Origin of the sequence: Streptomyces sp. NPDC127092 (assembly GCF_042722475.1) — a bacterium.
Lineage (GTDB): Bacteria > Actinomycetota > Actinomycetes > Streptomycetales > Streptomycetaceae > Streptomyces.
Genome location: NZ_JBHXFE010000037.1, coordinates 9,157 through 26,818 on the forward strand (window position 1 = coordinate 9,157; position 17,662 = coordinate 26,818).

Below are 17,662 nucleotides of genomic sequence, written 5' to 3' on the forward strand. Positions count from 1 at the left end.
CTGTCGCGGGTGTACCGGCCCCCCCCTCGGGCGCGTTCTGGGATCCGGTCTTTCCCTCCCGAGGGGGCGGACCCCCAGCGCCGGTCGCGCGACCGCTACGCCCGTGCGAGGGCCCGCAGCTCCAGCTCCGCCAGGCGCTCCGCCGGGAAGTGGAGCTCCAGGCCCGGCTCCCCGCCGTGCTCCGCGACGTACCCGGCCGTCTCCTCGCGCAGGGCGGGGTGGGCGGTGGGGCGCATGCAGTAGCCGACCGCCCGGACCAGCGGGGCCAGGCTCTCCGGTGCGGCGCCGGGCACGGCGGGCGCGGTGTCGCCCTCCAGGTCCGGGACCACGTGGCCGACGACCGTGAGCGGGATCCGGTTGCTGTTCTCGTACGGCGTGAGCCGGGCCAGGACCATGTCGGTGCCGACCCGCGCGACCGGAACGCCGTAGTAGACCGCGGCCGTCAGCATGGCCGTGGAGAAGCAGCCCACGACGAGCTGCGGGCGGCAGCGTTCGTAGTAGGTCTCGGCGAGCAGCGGACCGTCCAGGACGGTGAGGGTGACGCCGGTGCGGGCGGCCTCCTCGTGCAGCGCGGTGGAGTAGCTCGCCGGGGCCGTCGGATGCGGCTTGAAGACGACGGATCGGTGGCCGGCCGCGGCGGCGCCCCGCAGCATCCGCACGTGCAGTTCCTCTTCCTCCTCGCCGGTGAGGATCCCGAGGACGGCGAGGTACTGGCCGAGCAGCAGCGCCGTGGGCGCGGCGGCGGCCGCCGCGGTGAGCGCGGCGTTCTCCGCGGAGTCCCGGGAGGCCTCGGCGATCTCCCGCAGCACCGAGCGGAAGGCGTCGTCGGCGACGAGCTCGGCGCCGACGCCGTACTCGGTGAGCAGCAGCGGCCGCAGGCCCGGCACCAGGTCGAGGTGGAGGACCCGGCGGATGCGGCAGGCGATGGACTGGGGCAGCTCGTCGCGGGTGGGACCGTAGCTCATCAGGCCGTCCGCGTAGACGTGGACGGCGCTCTCGGCGAACACCGCGGCGAGCGCCTTGGCCGGGTTGACCTGGATGGACTCCACGACCAGCTCGACGGTCGCGGTGCCGAGGTCCCAGGCGGTGCGGAAGACCCGCTGCCACAGCGGGGACTCCTCGGGGCGCGGGGCCCAGGAGCTGGGGTGGTGCGGGTGAACGGCCTCGTTCCAGTCGACGACCTGGTCGAAGCGGGCCGCGATCCGCTGGTACCCGGTCATCGTCTCCAGGCGTACGGCGGTCTCGGGGATCTCGGCGTTGTTCGAGACGAGCAGGACGCGCCGGGCGTCGCCCTGGCCGCCGAACTGGCCGGCGTCGATCGCGGCGGCCACGGTCGCGGCCCCGTACAACGTGGACACCTGGAAGATCTGGACCCGGTCCGTGGCGGGCAGGGGGCTCGGCGCGGCACCCGTGGTCGTCGGCATGGTCAGGCTGCCTTTCCGGTGTCGCGCAGGCTGCGGAGCAGGGTGCTGCGGGGTGTGTCCATGGTCGCGAGGGTCTCGGCGAGCACCTGCTGCGGCATCCGGCGCAGGGCGTCGGTGACGTCGCGGCGGAGCCGCTTCGTCACGGCCGGCTCGTACTGGTCGGCCTTCGCCATGTGGAAGGCGATCATCGCGCAGTAGGTCCGGACGGCCTTCGGCAGGAAGCGGTCGGCGTCGCGGTCCCGGGACACCTCGTCGAGCAGCAGGTCGTAGGAGGGGATGAAGTCCAGCTGCCGGTTGTCGGTGATCTGGGTCAGCGAGGTGGTGACGCCCCGCCGGTAGAAGACGCCGTGCAGCGAGAGCGCCGCGTAGCTGGTGGCGGTGAGGTGCAGCCGCCAGATCCAGAGCCGGTCCTCGGCGGTGCGCAGCTTCGTCTCGAAGCGCGAGGCGCCGTTCTCGAAGAGCCGGGCGCTGTAGACGCCGAACGGCACGAACGGGTAGTCGACCATCGTGACCATGCTGGACGGGGCGATGCCGTCCCGTGGGTCCATGACGGCGTCCCGCACCTTCGCCGGCGCGTAGCGGATCTGCCGGTTGCGGGCGGTGGACAGGACGTGGTCGGTGCGGGCGAAGTCGCAGCCCAGGCGGTGGATTCCGGTCACCATGGCCCGGAGGTGTCCGGGGGCGTACCAGTCGTCGCCGTCGAGGAAGGTGATGTAGTCGCCGGTGGCCGCGTCGATTCCGGTGTTGCGCGCCTGGGCGACGCCGAGGTTGGTCTCGTGGCGGATCACGGTCGCCTGCGGGATGCGGCTCTTCCAGCGGTCGAGGAGGTCCGGCGTCTCGTCGGTCGAGTGGTCGTCGACCAGCAGGAACTCGGTGTCGTCCTCCGCGTTGTCGGCGAGACTGCGCAGGGTGTCGGGGGCGTAGGGCCCGACATTGTGGAAGGGCACGACGACGGACAGTTTCGGCACTCGGAGATCACCAACTCGCTTATCGGTACTGGTCGGGCAGGCTAGACGGAGGTCTTCTCCGTTGAACGAGCCGTGTGTGCACGGACGGTGAACTCTTCCCGTCCGCGGGGTTCACGCCCGCGAGGGCGGCGGTGGAGCAGCGCGGTCACGAGCAGCGCGAGGAGCGCCGCCGCCCCGACCGCTCCGCCGAGCCGCAGGCCGGGCGGCCGGAACGAGCAGGTCACGGAGGTGGCCCCGCCGTCCAGCGGGACGGCGAGCAGACCGAGGCGGCTGCGCGCGGGCGCGAGCGGCGCGTCGCCTGCGGCGCAGCGCCAGCCGGAGATCCGGGGTACGGCGAGGACGGCGGTGCCGGTGCTGCCCGCGGGGAGCTCGGCGGTGACCGTGTGGCCGGTGGTACGGACGGAGGTCGCACCGCCTGCGGTCAGGGCCCGTACGGCTGTGTCGAGCCGGTGCTGCCGCAGGCAGCCGATCGGGCGGGCGGGGAGCTTGAGCGGGGGCGCGGCTGTGGCCTTGCCCTGGCCCTTCGTCGCGGCTTCGGGGTGGAGGTCGATGCGTACGGTGCCGGAGGCCGGGACGGTGCCGAGCCGCTGCATGGGCGCGAGGACGGAGGGCAGCTTCCCGGCGTACGCCACGGCCGGAGCGCCCCGGCCGTCGGCGAGGGCCGCGGTGCCCTGGTACTCGGGTGCCCAGAACCAGACCTCGGAGCCGGCCGGGCAGCTCGCGGTCAGGGTGGTCGCGGTGCCGTCGGGCGCGGCGGTACGGGCCGGGGCGGCCGGCACCTCGTACACCTGGTGACCGAGCATCCGCTCCTGGCGGGTGAAGGCCGACTCGGGTGCGCCCTGCGGCTGCGCCGGTGTGCGCGGGTGCACGGTGACGAGCGGCGGCACGGGTGTGTCGGTGACGGTGATCGCGGCCTCGGGGAGCCGGTCGAGCGCGAGCGGACCCTCGGGTGTGGAGCGCATCCGGGTGCCGATGGAGAAGATCGCGTCGGTGACCGGGTTGTCGAGGCTGACCGGGTGGCGGCCCTTGGCGTAGTAGCCGAAGCCGAGCCCGGCGAGCATGCGGGAGTACGTGTCGGAGGTGAGGCTGCTGTAGTAGTCGGCGCCCTGGCCGCCGACGAGGAGGACGTCGTTGCCGCCGGGCACCTCGCCGGGGTCGGTGCGGTGGCGCGGCCAGGCGTCCTTCTCGGTGACGGCGGCGGCCATGTCGGTGTGCCAGGGGCCGATCCGGGGCGCCCAGGAGACCTTGGCGAGCTGCTGCTCCTCTATGCGCTTGCCGGTGACCAGGGTCTCGCCCGCCTGGGCCGCGAGCAGCAGGCCGACGGCGAGGACGGGCAGCAGCCGGCGGGCCGGGCGGGCCCGGGCGAGGAGGGCGACCGCGGCGGCGAGGACGGCGGCGCCGGCGCCGGCCGGGTAGGTCCAGCGGTCGATGTCGGCGCTGTCGTTCGCGGCCCGCGCGATGAAGGCGAGCAGTCCGGCGCCCCCGAGGAGCGCGGCGGGCCGGGGCAGGCCGCGCGCCACGGACAGCCACGCGGCCGTGAGCAGCAGCCCGCAGAGGACGAAGGTCTGGCGGTACGGGATGCCGTTGGGCGAGGCGCCCGCGTGCCAGAGCAGATGGGTCGGCTCCCACTGGAGGGAGAGGGCGACCAGCACGATCGCCGTGATCCAGCCGGTGCGGACGCGGGCGGCGACCGCGGTGTTGAAGGGCAGGGTCAGCGCCAGCGCCAGGGCGGGCGTGCCGATGAAGAGGGCGGGCGTGGCGACGCTCGCCGTGGCCGGCAGGAAGCGGGCGAGGACGTCGGTCCAGGCGGCCGGGACGAAGGGCGTGGGCGGGGTCGGATCGGCGGTCTTGGTGCCGAGGAAGATCACGAGGACGAGCGGGGCGGCGAGTCCTACGCCGATGGCGACGGTACGGGCGGCCCGCAGCAGCGCGCGGAACCGCGGGCGCGACGGACGGGGCCGGTTCGCACCGGCGGGGACCCCAGCCCGGGCCTCGGTGCTGGCACCGGTACCCGTGTCGGTGCCGGTGCCGGTGTCGTCGGTGGTGAGCAGCCGGACGACGAGGACGATCGCGGCGCCGATGGTGGCCATGTACGCGGTGTAGAAGTTGGCGATCCACGCGACGGCCACCACCAGCGGCCCGAGGACCGGGCGGCGCCCCTTGCGCGCCCACTCCCCCACCATGCAGAGCAACGGGAAGGCCACCAGGCCGTCGAGCCACATCGGCACGCTCGCGCCGTAGTTGAAGGTCCAGCCGGACAGCGCGTACGCGGTGCCGAGGATCGCGGCGACGGGCCAGGGACCACGCCGCAGGGTGAGGAGCAGGGCCGCCATCGCCGCGCCCGCCGTGGCGATCTTGAGCGCGGTGATGACGTACAGGGCGAGTTCGGGGCGGTCGGCCGGGAAGAGGACAACGAGCAGGTCGAACGGGCTGCTCAGATACGTGCCGAAGTCGCCCAGGAAGTTCGTGCCGAAGCCCGAGGACCAGTTGAGGAAGAGGTCGCCGTCGGTGTCGCCGAGGAGCAGCTTGCGCCAGTAGACGTGGTACGGCAGGTACTGCTGGCCCAGGTCGACGATGTTGCGGGTCCGGGGTCCGAGCGGATGGCTCCCGGCGAGCCGGCCGGCCAGGGAGAACAGCAGGCCGGTGAGCAGGGCCGCACCGGCCGCCGCCCGGAGCCGAGGCCGGGACGGTCGGGACTCGGTCTCGGCTGCGGGTGGCACACGTCCTCCAGAGGCGGTTCGGCTCGGCCCGCGGCGCAGGCCTGCGAGCGCCACGCGGTCCGATGGTCGTAGAGACGCATTACCTCCGAGTCGTGCGACCTTCGGCCGATCGGAAGGAGGTCGCTGGGCACACCTCAGGTGAACAGCCGGTGCCCCTAGGGCGCGCACAGCGGGGCGCGTACGCCGGGGCGCGCACGACCGTCCCTACGAGCGGCCCCGTACGATGCCGAGTCATGAGCACCGTCGGCCGACTCGTCGTCATCGTCCTGTTCGAGGGCGTCGATCTGCTCGACGTCACGGGGCCACCGGAGGTGTTCGCCCTGTTGCGCCGTGAGATCGACGACCCGACGGGCTACGAGGTCCTCCTCGCCGCGGCGTCGAAGGAACCGGTCACCACCTCGGCCGGCGTCCGCGTCCTCCCCGACATCACCTTCGAGGAGGCGGCCGCCCGGAGGATCGACACCCTCATGGTTCCCGGCTCGGTCGAGACGGACGCCGAGCGGCGGGTGCGGGCGCTCGTCGACCCGGAGGTGGTCACCTGGGTGAAGACCCTGGCCGCGCGGACCCGCCGGGTCACCTCCGTCTGCGTCGGCGCGCACATCCTGGCCGCTGCCGGGCTGCTCGACGGCAAGCGAGTCACCACGCACTGGTCGACGGCGGGACAGCTGGCCGCCGACCACCCGGCGGTGGAGGTGGACGCCGATCCGATCTTCATCCGCGACGGCGACGTGTGGACGGGCGCCGGGATCAGCTCCTGCCTGGACCTGTCGCTCGCGCTCGTCGCCGACGACTTCGGCGAGAACACGGCGCTGCGGGTGGCCCGGCAGCTGGTGATGTACCTCAAGCGGCCCAGCGGCCAGAGCCAGTTCAGCGTGCCGCTGGAGCCGGTGTCCACCACCCGGCGGGTGGAGGACCTGCGCCACTACGTCACGCGCCATCTGGACGCCCGGCTGACGCTCGCGGACCTGGCCGAGGTCGCCCACGTGAGCGAGCGTCAGCTGACCCGCATCTTCAAGTCGGAGCTCGGCACGACGCCGAGCGCGTACGTGGAGTCGGCGCGCGTCGAACGGGCCCGCATCCTGCTGGAGTCGACGGACGCGACCCTCGACCGCATCACCACCACCTGCGGGTTCGGCACGACGGACACGCTCATACGGGCGTTCCGGCGCAGGCTCGACACGACGCCGATGGAGTACCGGCGCCGCTTCCGGGCCGTACCGGGCTGACGGACCGCCTCGGCGGGGGGATCCTCGGGTCCTCCGCGTCCCGCGACAGCGGGCGGGTGGGCGGGCAGTCGCCTGGGACGCGAAACAGTGTGCCTAGGACGCGTCCGGGACCGGCAGGACGTCCGGCGACAGGGCCGCGGCGCGGGCGGTGGCGGCGGTCATGCGGCGCCGGTGGTGGCGCCGGCACAGCACCTCGTAGCCGACCTCGTCGCCCGCGTTGACATCGCCGACCACGACCTGCGCGCCCTCGACGACCATCTCGCCGCCCACGGTGCGCGCGTTGTGCGTGGCGCGGGCGCCGCACCAGCACAGGGCCTCGACCTGGAGCACCTCGACCCGGTCCGCGAGCTCGACGAGCCGCTGCGAGCCGGGGAACAGCTTGGAGCGGAAGTCGGTGGTGATGCCGAAGGCGAAGACGTCGAGTTCCAGGTCGTCGACGACGCGGGCGAGCTGGTCGATCTGCTCGGGCGCGAGGAACTGCGCCTCGTCGGCGATGACGTAGTCGCAGCGGCCGCCCTTGGACAGATGGGCGACGAGGTACGCGTAGAAGTCGAAGCCCTCGGCGGCCTCGACGGCGTCGGTGACGAGGCCGAGCCGGGAGGAGAGCTTGCCCTCGCCGGCGCGGTCGTCCCGCGTGAAGATCATGCCCTGGAGGCCGCGGGCGGAGCGGTTGTGTTCGATCTGAAGAGCGAGGGTGCTCTTTCCGCAGTCCATCGTTCCGGAGAAGAACACCAGCTCGGGCATGGGAGGTCGAGGACCTTTCGGGTCGGAGGAGGAGGTGGAGCGGGAGGCGGGGGGCAGGGGGCGGGTCGGGCATCCAGGAGGTGCCCGGCGGGCCCGGCCGCCCGTCGCCTCAGGAGCGTACTTCGAGCAGGGGGACGAGCTGCTCCGCCGCGGTCATGGAGCCGTGCATGCCCGCCATGGCGGACTCGTTCGGCTCGTTGACGGAGGCCGTGATGGCGAGGTCGTCCTGGGCGGCGGCGACCACGTCGCCGATGCGTCCGTACACCCGCTCGTCGATCCGGTCGCCGAACCAGCCGAGCGCGATGGCCTCGTCGCGGCTCGCGACCCAGAAGCGGTCGCCGAGGACCTCCCGCCAGCAGGTGAGGACGTCCGCCTCGGCGCCGGGGACCGCGTAGACGTGCCGGGCCCTGCCCTCGCCGCCGAGCAGGGCGACGCCGGCGCGCAGCTCCCAGTCCTCGTCGAAGTCGATCCGGTGGTCCTCGTCGAAGGGGATGTCGACCATGCCGTGGTCGGCGGTGACGTAGAGGGCCGCGCGGGGCGGGAGCTGCTCGGCGAGCCGCTGGACCAGCCGGTCGACGAACATCAGCTGGCCGCGCCAGGCGTCGGATGCGACGCCGAAGCGGTGTCCGGCGCCGTCGAGCTCGCTGTAGTACGTGTAGACGAGGGAGCGGTCGCCGGCGGCCAGCTGCTCGGCGGCGACGTCCATCCGCTCCTCGCCGGAGAGCCGGCCGTGGAAGGTGCCGCCGCTCAGCGCGATCTTGGTGAGCGGGGTGTCCTGGAACGCCGGGGAGGAGACCTGCGCGGTGTGGACCCCGGCCTCGTCGGCGAGCCGGAAGACCGTGGGGTACGGCTGCCAGACGCGCGGCGAGGTCCAGGGCTTCCAGCGGAGCTGGTTCATCAGCTCGCCGGTGTCCGGGTTGCGCACGGTGTAGCCGGGCAGTCCGTGGGTGCCGGGGAACTGCCCGGTGCCGACGGAGGCGAGCGAGGTCGCGGTGGTGGCGGGGAAGCCGGCGGTGAGCGGGCGGCCGGTGCCGCCGCGGGAGGTGGCGAGCAGCGAGGTCAGATAGGGAGCCTCGTCCGGGTGGGCCTTGATCTGCTCCCAGCCGAGCCCGTCGATGAGGAAGACGCAGTTGCGGTCGGCGGGGCCGAGCTCGGTGATCCGCGGCTCGAAGCCGGGCACTCCCTGTCCGGCGACGAGCGTCGGCAGCAGGTCTGCCAGGGAACCGCTGCCGTATGCGGGGACCGGTGCGGTGGCGGGGTCGAGCGGCACCGGCTCGTCCGGCCAGCCCTGGGCGACGGCGGCGGGCAGCGCCATCAGCGGGCGGCCGGGGTCGTCGCGGTGGCCTCGGAGAGCGCCTGGGCGAAGGCGAGGGTCTGCCGGACGGTGTCCGGGCCGTCGCCGGCGTCGCTGACCCGGAGGCTGAGGTCGTCGGCGGTGGAGTTGCCGGTGTAGCCGTGGTCGGCGTCGCAGTTGGGGTCGCCGCAGGCGGCCGGCTCCAGGTCGATCCGGGAGACGGCGCCCCAGCCGATGGTGAGGACGACCTCGCGGGGCAGGGTGCCCGGGGTGTACGACTCGGGGTTGGAGACGACGCGGCTGACGACGACCGAGGAGATCCGGTCGAGCTTCACGGACTCGGTGGAGGTCGTGGCGTACGGCGTCGGGGAGCTGGTGTCGGCGGCCTGCTCGTCGGTGTGGCTCACGATGAAACGGTTGGCCGTGAGGACGAGGACGGTGACGTGGCGCCGGACCTCGTTCGCGTCGAAGGTCGTCTCCTGGTGGACCACGTACGACGTGACGGCCTCGCCGCCGACGGCGGACTCCACCGCCTCGGCCACGAGGGCCGGGTAGTAGCCGCTGCGCTCGATCGCCGCGCGCAGCCCCTGGGTCGTCGTACCGGTCTTCGCCATGGGCTCCATCCTACGGGGCTGCGGGCCCCCCTCCGGCCCTCCGGCGGCGCTCGTCGGCTCGGTCACGGGCGGGGTCAGTAGCTCGGGAGGCGGCGCGGGCCGAGGTCGGTGCGGGGCGGGGGCGGGGCGAGGCGGACGGTGGCGCCGAGGACGGAGAGGCCGCGCGGGGCGACGACGACGGGTTCGAGGGAGACGGCGACGACCTCGGGGTGGTCGTCGACCAGCCGGGAGACCCGCAGCAGCAGTTCCTCGAGGGCGGGGGTGTCGACGGGGGCGGAGCCGCGCCAGCCGAAGAGGAGCGGGGCGGTGCGGATGGAGCGGACGAGTTCGGCGGCGTCGCGGTCGGTGGCGGGGACGAGCCGGTGGGACATGTCGCCGAGGAGCTCGGAGGCGGCGCCGGCGAGCCCGAAGGAGAGGACGGCGCCGACGGCGGGGTCGATCGCGGAGCGGACGACGGTGTCGACGCCTCGCGGGACCATCGCCTGGACGACCGGCTGGAGCTCCTCGGGCTTGCCGAGGGTGTCGGTGAGCTCGTCGTAGGCGGTGCGCAGCTGCTCCTCGGTGGCCAGGTCGAGGCGTACGCCGCCGAGGTCGGGGCGGTGGCGGAGATGGGGCGCGGTGGTCTTGAGGGCGACGGGGAAGCCGAGGCGGGCGGCAGCGCGTACGGCCTCGTCGGCGCTGGGCGCGGGCAGCGTGGGCCTGACCTCGATGCCGTACCGGCCGAGGAGCTCTCTGGTGTCGTCGCTGCCCAGGGTGACGCCGCGTTCGTCGGCGCCGGGCGCGCCGAGGGCCCGGTCGACGAGGGCCGCGGCGCCCGGCTCGTCGATCCGGTCGAACTCGGGAACCCGTCCCGGGTCGGCGGCCTGGCGGCGCCACTGGGCGTAGCGGACGGCCTCGGCGAGGGCGCGGACGGCGCGCTCGGCCGCCGGATAGGCGGGGATGACGCCGGGCTGGGGCGCGGGGGGCGACGGCGGGGCCGCGGATGCGGCGGTGGCGGTGGCTGCGGATCCGGCTCCGGCTCCGGCCGGCTCGGGGACGGCTGCGGGGGGTCCGGGCGGGACCGGGGCCGCAGGCCCGGCGGCCCCGGCAGCCACCGCAGGCCCGGCGGCCCCGGCAGCCGTCACCGGCACGGCCGGCCCCGGCGCCGGCGTCGCGGGGCGGGTGCGGGTGGCCTCGGACAGGGCGTCCGCCAGGGCGCCCATCTCGACGTGGACGACGACGACCGGCTTCGTCGGTCCGGGGCCGGGTGCGGCGGTGACGGCGGAGCGGAGGGCGGCGGCCAGGACCTCGCCGTCGCCGGACTCGGTGGCGCCGTTCTCGCCCACCCAGGGGATGGCCGTGACGACGACGGCGTCGCAGGTGTCGTCGGACAGCGCGGCGGTGAGCGCGGCGCGGAAGTCGGCGGGCGTGGCGCCGGTGGTCAGGTCGACGGGCCGCAGCGGGCGGAGCCCTTCGGTGAGGCAGGCGTCGTAGGTGAGCAGGCCGAGGGACTCGGAGTTGCCGAGGATCGCGACGCGCGGGCCGGCGGGCAGCGGCTGCTCGGCGAGGAGGAGGCCCGCGTCGACGAGCTCGGTGACGGTGTCGACGCGGATGACGCCGGCCTGCCGCAGCAGCGCGGAGACGGTGGCGTGCGGGATGCGGGTGACGGGGACGCGGTGGCCGGGCGGGGCGCTGCCGCTGTGCCGTGCTCCCTTGACGACCACGACGGGCTTGACGGCGGCGGTCCGGCGGGCGAGCCGGGTGAACTTCCGCGGGTTGCCGATGGACTCCAGGTAGAGGAGGACGACGTCGGTCGCGGGGTCGTCGTACCAGTGCTGGAGGAGGTCGTTGCCGGAGACGTCGGCGCGGTTGCCGGCGGAGAGGAACGAGGACAGGCCGGCGCCGCGCCGGTGGAGGCCGGCGAGCAGGGCGATGCCGATGGCGCCGGACTGGGTGAACAGCCCGATCCGTCCGGTGGCCGGCATCTGGGGGGCGAGGGAGGCGTTCAGGCGTACGGGCTCGGCCGTGTTGATGATCCCGAAGGCGTTCGGCCCGATGATCCGCATCCCGTACGAGCGGGCCTGGCGGACCAGGGCGCGCTGGCGCTCGCGTCCCTCGGGCCCGCTCTCGGCGTATCCGGCGGACAGGACGACGAGGCCGCGGACACCGTGTTCGCCGCAGTCGGCGACGGCCTCGGGGACGCGCTCGGCGGGGACGGCGACGACGGCGAGGTCGACGGGTTCGCCGATGTCGGCGACGGAGCGGAAGGCGGGCACGCCCTCCAGCTCGTGCGGGCGGCCCTCCTCCAGCGCGGCGTTCACCGCGTGGACGCGGCCGGTGTATCCGCCGTCGAGGAGGTTGCGCAGCACGGTGCGGCCGACGCCGCCGGGCGCGCGGCCGACGCCGATCACGGCGACGGAGCCGGGGGCGAGGAGCCGCTGGACGGACCGGGCCTCGGCGCGCTGTTCGCGGGCGCGCTGGACGGCGAGCGAGCGGTCGGTGGGCTCCAGGTCGAGGTGGAGGCGGACGGAGCCGTCCTCGAAGCTGCGCTTCTGGGTGTAGCCGGCGTCCGTGAAGACCTTGATCATCTTGGTGTTGGCCGGCAGCACCTCGGCGGCGAACCGGCGGATGCCGCGTTCGCGGGCCACCGCCGCGATGTGTTCGAGCAGCGCGGAGGCGACGCCGCGGCCCTGGTGGGCGTCCTGTACGAGGAAGGCGACCTCGGCCTCGTCGGCGGGTGCCGATGCGGGCCGGCCCAGCTCGTTGATGCGGTCGTAGCGCACGGTGGCGATGAACTCGCCGCCGACGGTCGCCGCGAGCCCGACCCGGTCGACGAAGTCGTGGTGGGTGAAGCGGTGGACGTCCTTGGCGGAGAGGCGCGGGTAGGGCGCGAAGAAGCGGTAGTACTTCGACTCGTCCGACACCTGCTCGTAGAAGCTGACCAGGCGCTCGGCGTCGTCGGCGGTGATGGGCCTGATGCGCGCGGTGCCGCCGTCCCGGAGGACCACGTCCGCTTCCCAGTGGTCGGGATAGGCGTGCTCCGGCTGCCCCGACTCTTCCGACGCGCTCTGCATGGGGCAAGCGTACGGCCGGGGTACGACAGTGGCACCGGCCGTGCGGGGCACGGTCCCGCGCGGCACCGGCGCACCGCTCGCGCCCGGGGTTCGCGCCGTGCAAGGTAGGGAGGGCCGATCGGCCGCCGGCGTCGGGCCGAAGGTCGGTACGAGCATGTCGTCACCCGTGAGAGACTGGTCTAGACAACCGCTGAAAGTTGAAGGGCAACCACCATGGCTGAGCGCCGCGTCAACGTCGGCTGGGCCGAGGGCCTGCACGCCCGCCCCGCCTCCATCTTCGTCCGTGCCGCCACGGCCGCCGGCGTCCCCGTGACGATCGCCAAGGCCGAAGGCAACCCGGTCAACGCCGCGTCCATGCTCGCGGTGCTCGGCCTGGGCGCCCAGGGTGGCGAGGAGATCGTGCTCGCTTCGGACGCCGACGGCGCCGAGGCCGCGCTCGACCGCCTGGCGAAGCTGGTGGCCGAGGGTCTCGAGGAGCTTCCCGAGACCGTCTGACCCGTCACCTCCCCGACGACGGATCGCGAAGCGGCCGTGTCCTCCGGTTCTCCGGCAGGCACGGCCGTTTTCCTTTCCCGGCGGCGGGGCTCCGGTCCGACGGAAATTCAGCAATGGGTATTGCCGTATTGCCGCCCGCCCGGAAGTCATGGACGGGAGCGAAGCGCCATGGAATTCCGATTCAGGGCAGCACGGAACAGCGGGAAAGAATTCCCGGCTCTTTGTATACGACCCTCGCGTTAATTCCGCGGTCCCGGACTGTTTACGGCATGTTGCGAAACCCTCACACGCGGCCGGTCCGCCTGTTTCAGCCGGTACAGCGGGGCCGCGCGCTCCACGTGCAGCGCGGTCAGCGCCCGGGCCCGTTCCGCGTCGCGGCGGGCGACGGCGTCCACGATGGCCCCATGCTCGGCCCAGGACTCCGCGGGCCGCTCGGCCGGGTCGAGCGCGTACATCCAGGCGATCTTGTGGCGCAGCTGGGTGAGCAGCGTCGTGAGCGGCGGACTGCCCGAGGCCTGGGCGAGGGTCTCGTGGAACCAGCCGCCGAGCGCCGCCAGGTCCTCGCCGCGGCCGCTCCTGGCCCGCTCCTGCCCGAGTCTGACCAGGCCCCGCAGCACCTTGAGGTGGGCGTCGGTGCGCCGCTGGGCGGCCCGGGCCGCACCCAGCGGCTCCAGCAGGGAGCGCATGTCGAGCAGGTCGGCGGCCTCCTGCACGGTGGGCTCGGCGACATGCGCGCCGGCGTGCCGGCGGGTCACGACGAAGCCTTCCGACTCCAGGGTGCGCAGCGCCTCGCGGACCGGGACGCGGGAGACGCCGTAGCGGCGGGCGAGCTGTTCCTCGGTCAGTCTGGCGCCCCGCGCGTACACCCCGGAGACGATGTCGTCCCGGATCGCCGTGCATACCGAGTGCGCGGGAATGCGCATGTCCGACCTCCGAATTCGTCCGCGCTAAACCCCCGTCGGGCGGCGCCTGTCCGGCGACTCTATTGCAGGACGGCGGAATTTCCGATGCCGCCCGGTGACAAAGAACGCAAAAAGCCCCGGCTCGTTTCGAGCCGGGGCTTTCGTGCGGGATGCGCGCGCCGGACCGCGCGGGATTCGCGCCCCGGAAGCCCGCGCCGGACGCCCGTGCCGGATGTCCGTACGGGGTGCGTCAGACGTTGACGCCGCGTGCGCGCAGGTAGGAGATCGGGTTGATGTCGGAGCCGTAGTCCGCGCCGGTGCGCGCCTCGAAGTGGAGGTGCGGGCCGGTGGAGTTGCCGGACGAGCCGGAGACGCCGATCTGCTCGCCCGGCGTGACCTTCTGGCCGACGCGGACGGTGATGGCGGAGAGGTGGCCGTACTGGGTGTACGTGCCGTCGTTCATCCGGATCACGATGTTGTTGCCGTACGCGCCGCCCCAGCCGGCCTCGACGACGGTGCCGGAGCCGACGGAGACGACCTTGCTGCCGTAGGCGGCGTGGAAGTCGATGCCGGAGTGGCTGCCGGAGGACCAGAGCGAGCCGCCGGTCTTGTAGCCGGTGGTCACGTACGAGCCGGCGACGGGGAGCTGGAAGGAGGCGAGGCGCTTGCGCTCCGCCTCGCGGGCGGCGCGCTCCTTGGCCTCGCGGATCTCCTTGGCGCGGGCCTCGGCCTTGCGCTTCGCCTCGGCGGCGGCCTTGACGCGGGCCTCGGCCTCGGCGGCGGCCTTCTCCTGGGCGGCGGCCTGGGCGTCGACGCGCTCGGCGAGGGAGTCCTCGGCGATCACCTGGGTGAGGCCTGTGTCCTCGAGGGAGGTGTCGTCCGTGTCGGCGGCGAGCGCCGGGGAGGCGAGGGTGCCGATCACACCGGTGGTGGCGAGCGTCGCCACGCCGGCGATGCCGGCGCCTCGACGAGCCAGCCGGCTCGGACCACGATGCTTCCCGGTGGCACGGGTGAACGCCATGTAGTGGCTGATCCTTTCCTTCCCTCTCGCCTACCGGGTTAGCTGACGGGTTCGGAGCAGGAAGGTCTCCTACGGGCCCCTCCGCCTGAGCGAAGGCGTCCGATTCACCCCAGGGACTGCGCGTGGGTCCCCGGCTCCCCAGGCTCGCGCCTTGCGGGGACTCGGCGATGACTGTCCGTTGCCGCGGATGCGGCGTCGTGCAACGGCCGGACAGCCGGGTCGACGCTAGGCCGATCTTCTGTCAATCGCCAAACAGACAGCCCAGTTTGTAAGACATGCCACAGGGCAGAAGATCACACTCCTTGGCAATAGGGACATACGGGAGGACCCTGACTAACCGGGTCGTCAGGGTCCTCGAAACCGGGTGCGGCGGCTCAATCAGCCGCTGACGACGGTCACTTCACCGATGCCGAGCGCCCGCACCGGCTCCGCGATCTGCGCCGCGTCGCCGACCAGGACCGTCACGAGCCGGTCCACCGGGAAGGCGTTGACCACGGCCGCGGTCGCCTCCACCGTGCCCGTCTCGGCCAGCCGCGCGTACAACTGCGCCTGGTAGTCGTCCGGGAGGTGCTGCTCGACCTGGTCGGCCAGCGTCCCGGCGACGGACGCGGCCGTCTCGTACTTCAGCGGTGCCACGCCCACCAGGTTCTGCACGGCCACGTCGCGCTCCGCGTCCGTCAGGCCCTCGGCGGCCAGGGTGCGCAGCACCTTCCACAGGTCGTCAAGTGCCGGGCCCGTGTTGGGAGTGTCGACCGAGCCGCTGATGGCGAGCATCGACGCGCCGTTGCCGGCGCCGTCGGAGCGCAGCACCTGGCCGAAGGCCCGCACGCCGTACGTGTAGCCCTTCTCCTCGCGCAGGACGCGGTCCAGGCGGGAGGTGAGGGTGCCGCCGAGGCAGTACGTGCCGAGCACCTGGGCCGCCCACACGCTGTCGTGGCGGTCCGGGCCGACGCGGCCGATGAGCAGCTGCGTCTGGACAGCGCCGGGCCGGTCCACGATGACGACCCGGCCGGTGTCGTCGGCCGTGACGGGCGGCATCGGGCGCGGCGCGGCCGGCTTGCCGCTCCAGGCGCCCAGGGTCTCGGCGAGGACCTTGTCGAGGTCGACGCCGGTCAGGTCGCCGACCACGACGGCGGTGGCGGCGGCCGGACGGACGTACGCGTCGTAGAAGGCGCGGACGGCGGCGGCGTCGATCGCGGCGACGGTCTCCTCGGTGCCCTGGCGCGGCCGGGACATGCGCGAGGCGGCCGGGAACAGCTCCTTGGAGAGCTGCTTGGCGGCACGGCGGGCCGGGTTGGCCGTCTCGTGCGGGATCTCGTCCAGCCGGTTGCGCACCAGCCGCTCGACCTCGGACTCGGCGAACGCCGGGGCGATCAGCGCCTCCGAGAGCAGGCCGAGCGCCTTGGGCAGCCGGGAGACCGGCACCTCGAGCGAGACCCGTACGCCGGGGTGGTCGGCGTGCGCGTCCAGCGTGGCGCCGCAGCGCTCCAGCTCGGCGGCGAACTCCTCGGCCGAGTGCTGGTCGGTGCCCTCGGACAGGGCCCTCGCCATGATCGTGGCGACGCCGTCCAGGCCCTCGGGCTCGGCGTCCAGCGGGGCGTCGAGGAAGATCTCGACGGCCACCACCTGCTGGCCGGGGCGGTGGCAGCGCAGCACGGTCAGGCCGTTGTCGAGCGCGCCGCGCTCCGGGGCCGGGAAGGCCCAGGGCTTCGCCTCGCCCGGGGTGGGCTGCGGGTGGAAGGTCATGCTGGTCAAAGACGTGGCGGCGTCGGTCACCGGTCCGCTCCCTCTTCCTCGTCGCTGTCGGTCTCCTCGGCGGTGTCGCCCACCGGCTCGTAGACCAGGACGGCGCGGTTGTCCGGGCGCAGCCGGGCCTTGGCGACCTCCTGCACCTCCTCGGCGGTGATGTCGAGGACCCGGTCGACGGCGGTCAAGGCCAGCTGCGGGTCGCCGAAGAGCACCGCGTACCGGCACAGTTCGTCGGCGCGGCCGGCGACGGTGCCGAGCCGGTCCAGCCACTCGCGCTCCAACTGGGCCTGGGCGCGCTCCATCTCCTCGGGCGTGGGGCCCTCGGCGGCGAACCGGGCGAGCTCCTCGTCGACGGCCGCCTCGATCTGCGGCACCTCGACGCCGCCGGAGGTCTTGACGTCCAGCCAGCCGAGCGAGGGCGCGCCGGCGAGCCGCAGCAGGCCGAAGCCGGCGGCCACGGCGGTGCGGTCGCGGCGGACCAGCCGGTTGTGCAGGCGGGAGGACTCGCCGCCGCCGAGGACGGTCAGGGCCAGGTCGGCCGCGTCGCACGCGCGCGTGCCGTCGTGCGGCAGCCGGTAGGCCGCCATCAGAGCGCGGGCCGGGACCTCCTCCTCGATGACCTCGCGGCGCTGTTCGCCGATGGTCTCGGGCAGGTCGCCGGGGCGCGGCGCGGGCTTGCCGTCGTGCCCGGGGATGGAGCCGAAGTACTTCTCCACCCAGGCGAGGGTCTGCTCGGGGTCGATGTCGCCGACGACCGAGAGCACCGCGTTGTTCGGCGCGTAGTACGTACGGAAGAAGTTCCGCGCGTCTTCCAGGGTGGCGGCGTCCAGGTCGGCCATCGAGCCGATCGGGGTGTGGTGGTACGGGTGGCCCTCCGGGTACGCGAGGGCGGTGAGGCGCTCGAAGGCGGTGCCGTAGGGCACGTTGTCGTAGCGCTGGCGGCGCTCGTTCTTGACGACGTCGCGCTGGTTCTCCATGGAGACGTCGTCGAGGGCGGTGAGCAGCGAGCCCATGCGGTCGGCCTCCAGCCAGAGCGCGAGCTCCAGCTGGTGCGCCGGCATGGTCTCGAAGTAGTTGGTGCGCTCGAAGCTCGTCGTGCCGTTGAGCGAGCCGCCCGCGCCCTGCACCAGCTCGAAGTGGCCGTTGCCGTGGACCTGCTTCGAGCCCTGGAACATCAGGTGCTCGAAGAGGTGGGCGAGGCCGGTGAGGCCCTTGACCTCGTGACGGGAGCCGACGTCGTACCACAGGCAGACCGCCGCGACCGGGGTCAGGTGGTCCTCCGAGAGCACCACGCGCAGGCCGTTGGCCAGCCGGTGCTCGGTCGCTGTCAGTCCGCCGGAGCCGGCCTCGGCCTCAGCCGTGTGACCCATGGGCGTGTGTCCCTTCGATCGCGATCGGGAAAAGTCCTGCCACTGTATGCAAGCGCGCCGACACCTGGCGAAGTTCCCGGCC

General features: G+C 73.6%; 13 protein-coding genes and 1 riboswitch. Of the genes, 2 read left to right on the forward strand and 11 right to left on the reverse strand.

Features of this window, described 5'->3' with window-relative positions:
• Positions 1-95: 95 nt before the first annotated feature.
• From ACFWJO_RS27005 to ACFWJO_RS27015, 3 genes are read right to left on the reverse strand one after another with little or no spacing between them, the layout of a single operon-like run.
• The gene (locus tag ACFWJO_RS27005) at positions 96-1,424 is read right to left on the reverse strand and encodes a polysialyltransferase family glycosyltransferase (protein ID WP_386869129.1); all 1,329 of its coding nucleotides are present in this window, start codon (positions 1,422-1,424) and stop codon (positions 96-98) included.
• A 2-nt stretch (positions 1,425-1,426) separates the two neighbouring features.
• A complete protein-coding gene (locus tag ACFWJO_RS27010; protein ID WP_386869131.1) occupies positions 1,427-2,392 on the reverse strand; it encodes a glycosyltransferase family 2 protein in 966 nt (321 codons plus the stop codon).
• A 41-nt stretch (positions 2,393-2,433) separates the two neighbouring features.
• Complete coding sequence (locus ACFWJO_RS27015) at positions 2,434-5,112, reverse strand: YfhO family protein (protein ID WP_386869133.1); 2,679 nt, start codon at positions 5,110-5,112, stop codon at positions 2,434-2,436.
• 233 nt (positions 5,113-5,345) lie between these two features.
• Between ACFWJO_RS27015 and ACFWJO_RS27020 the strand changes: the two genes are divergently transcribed.
• The gene (locus tag ACFWJO_RS27020) at positions 5,346-6,338 is read left to right on the forward strand and encodes a GlxA family transcriptional regulator (RefSeq protein WP_386869135.1); all 993 of its coding nucleotides are present in this window, start codon (positions 5,346-5,348) and stop codon (positions 6,336-6,338) included.
• Between the two features lie 93 nt (positions 6,339-6,431).
• On the opposite strand, the gene ACFWJO_RS27025 is transcribed toward ACFWJO_RS27020, so the two are convergent.
• The 4 genes from ACFWJO_RS27025 to ACFWJO_RS27040 form a co-directional block, all read right to left on the reverse strand.
• Positions 6,432-7,082 (reverse strand): thymidine kinase, encoded by a 651-nt coding sequence (locus ACFWJO_RS27025; RefSeq protein WP_384415126.1) that lies wholly within the window; start codon positions 7,080-7,082, stop codon positions 6,432-6,434.
• 109 nt (positions 7,083-7,191) lie between these two features.
• Complete coding sequence (locus ACFWJO_RS27030; protein WP_386869137.1) at positions 7,192-8,397, reverse strand: alkaline phosphatase family protein; 1,206 nt, start codon at positions 8,395-8,397, stop codon at positions 7,192-7,194.
• The gene (locus tag ACFWJO_RS27035; protein WP_384415131.1) at positions 8,397-8,990 is read right to left on the reverse strand and encodes a DUF5998 family protein; all 594 of its coding nucleotides are present in this window, start codon (positions 8,988-8,990) and stop codon (positions 8,397-8,399) included. The genes ACFWJO_RS27030 and ACFWJO_RS27035 overlap by 1 nt, the downstream gene beginning before the upstream one ends.
• Positions 8,991-9,064: 74 nt before the next feature.
• Positions 9,065-12,043 carry a GNAT family N-acetyltransferase gene (locus tag ACFWJO_RS27040; RefSeq protein ID WP_386869139.1) on the reverse strand — a complete coding sequence of 993 codons (2,979 nt, stop codon included), beginning with the start codon at positions 12,041-12,043 and terminating at the stop codon, positions 9,065-9,067.
• A gap of 213 nt (positions 12,044-12,256) precedes the next feature.
• On the opposite strand from ACFWJO_RS27040, the gene ACFWJO_RS27045 reads away from it, so the two are divergent.
• Complete coding sequence (locus ACFWJO_RS27045) at positions 12,257-12,538, forward strand: HPr family phosphocarrier protein (RefSeq protein WP_128976898.1); 282 nt, start codon at positions 12,257-12,259, stop codon at positions 12,536-12,538.
• A gap of 239 nt (positions 12,539-12,777) precedes the next feature.
• Here the strand turns inward: ACFWJO_RS27045 and ACFWJO_RS27050 are convergent, their stop codons facing one another.
• The 4 genes from ACFWJO_RS27050 to ACFWJO_RS27065 form a co-directional block, all read right to left on the reverse strand.
• A complete protein-coding gene (locus ACFWJO_RS27050) occupies positions 12,778-13,461 on the reverse strand; it encodes a GntR family transcriptional regulator (RefSeq protein WP_386869141.1) in 684 nt (227 codons plus the stop codon).
• A 229-nt stretch (positions 13,462-13,690) separates the two neighbouring features.
• A complete protein-coding gene (locus tag ACFWJO_RS27055; RefSeq protein WP_386869143.1) occupies positions 13,691-14,461 on the reverse strand; it encodes a M23 family metallopeptidase in 771 nt (256 codons plus the stop codon).
• A gap of 12 nt (positions 14,462-14,473) precedes the next feature.
• Positions 14,474-14,638: riboswitch (cyclic di-AMP (ydaO/yuaA leader) on the reverse strand.
• 201 nt (positions 14,639-14,839) lie between these two features.
• Positions 14,840-16,207 (reverse strand): M16 family metallopeptidase, encoded by a 1,368-nt coding sequence (locus ACFWJO_RS27060; protein ID WP_386869229.1) that lies wholly within the window; start codon positions 16,205-16,207, stop codon positions 14,840-14,842.
• 26 nt (positions 16,208-16,233) lie between these two features.
• Positions 16,234-17,580 (reverse strand): M16 family metallopeptidase, encoded by a 1,347-nt coding sequence (locus ACFWJO_RS27065; RefSeq protein ID WP_386869145.1) that lies wholly within the window; start codon positions 17,578-17,580, stop codon positions 16,234-16,236.
• Positions 17,581-17,662 lie beyond the last annotated feature (82 nt).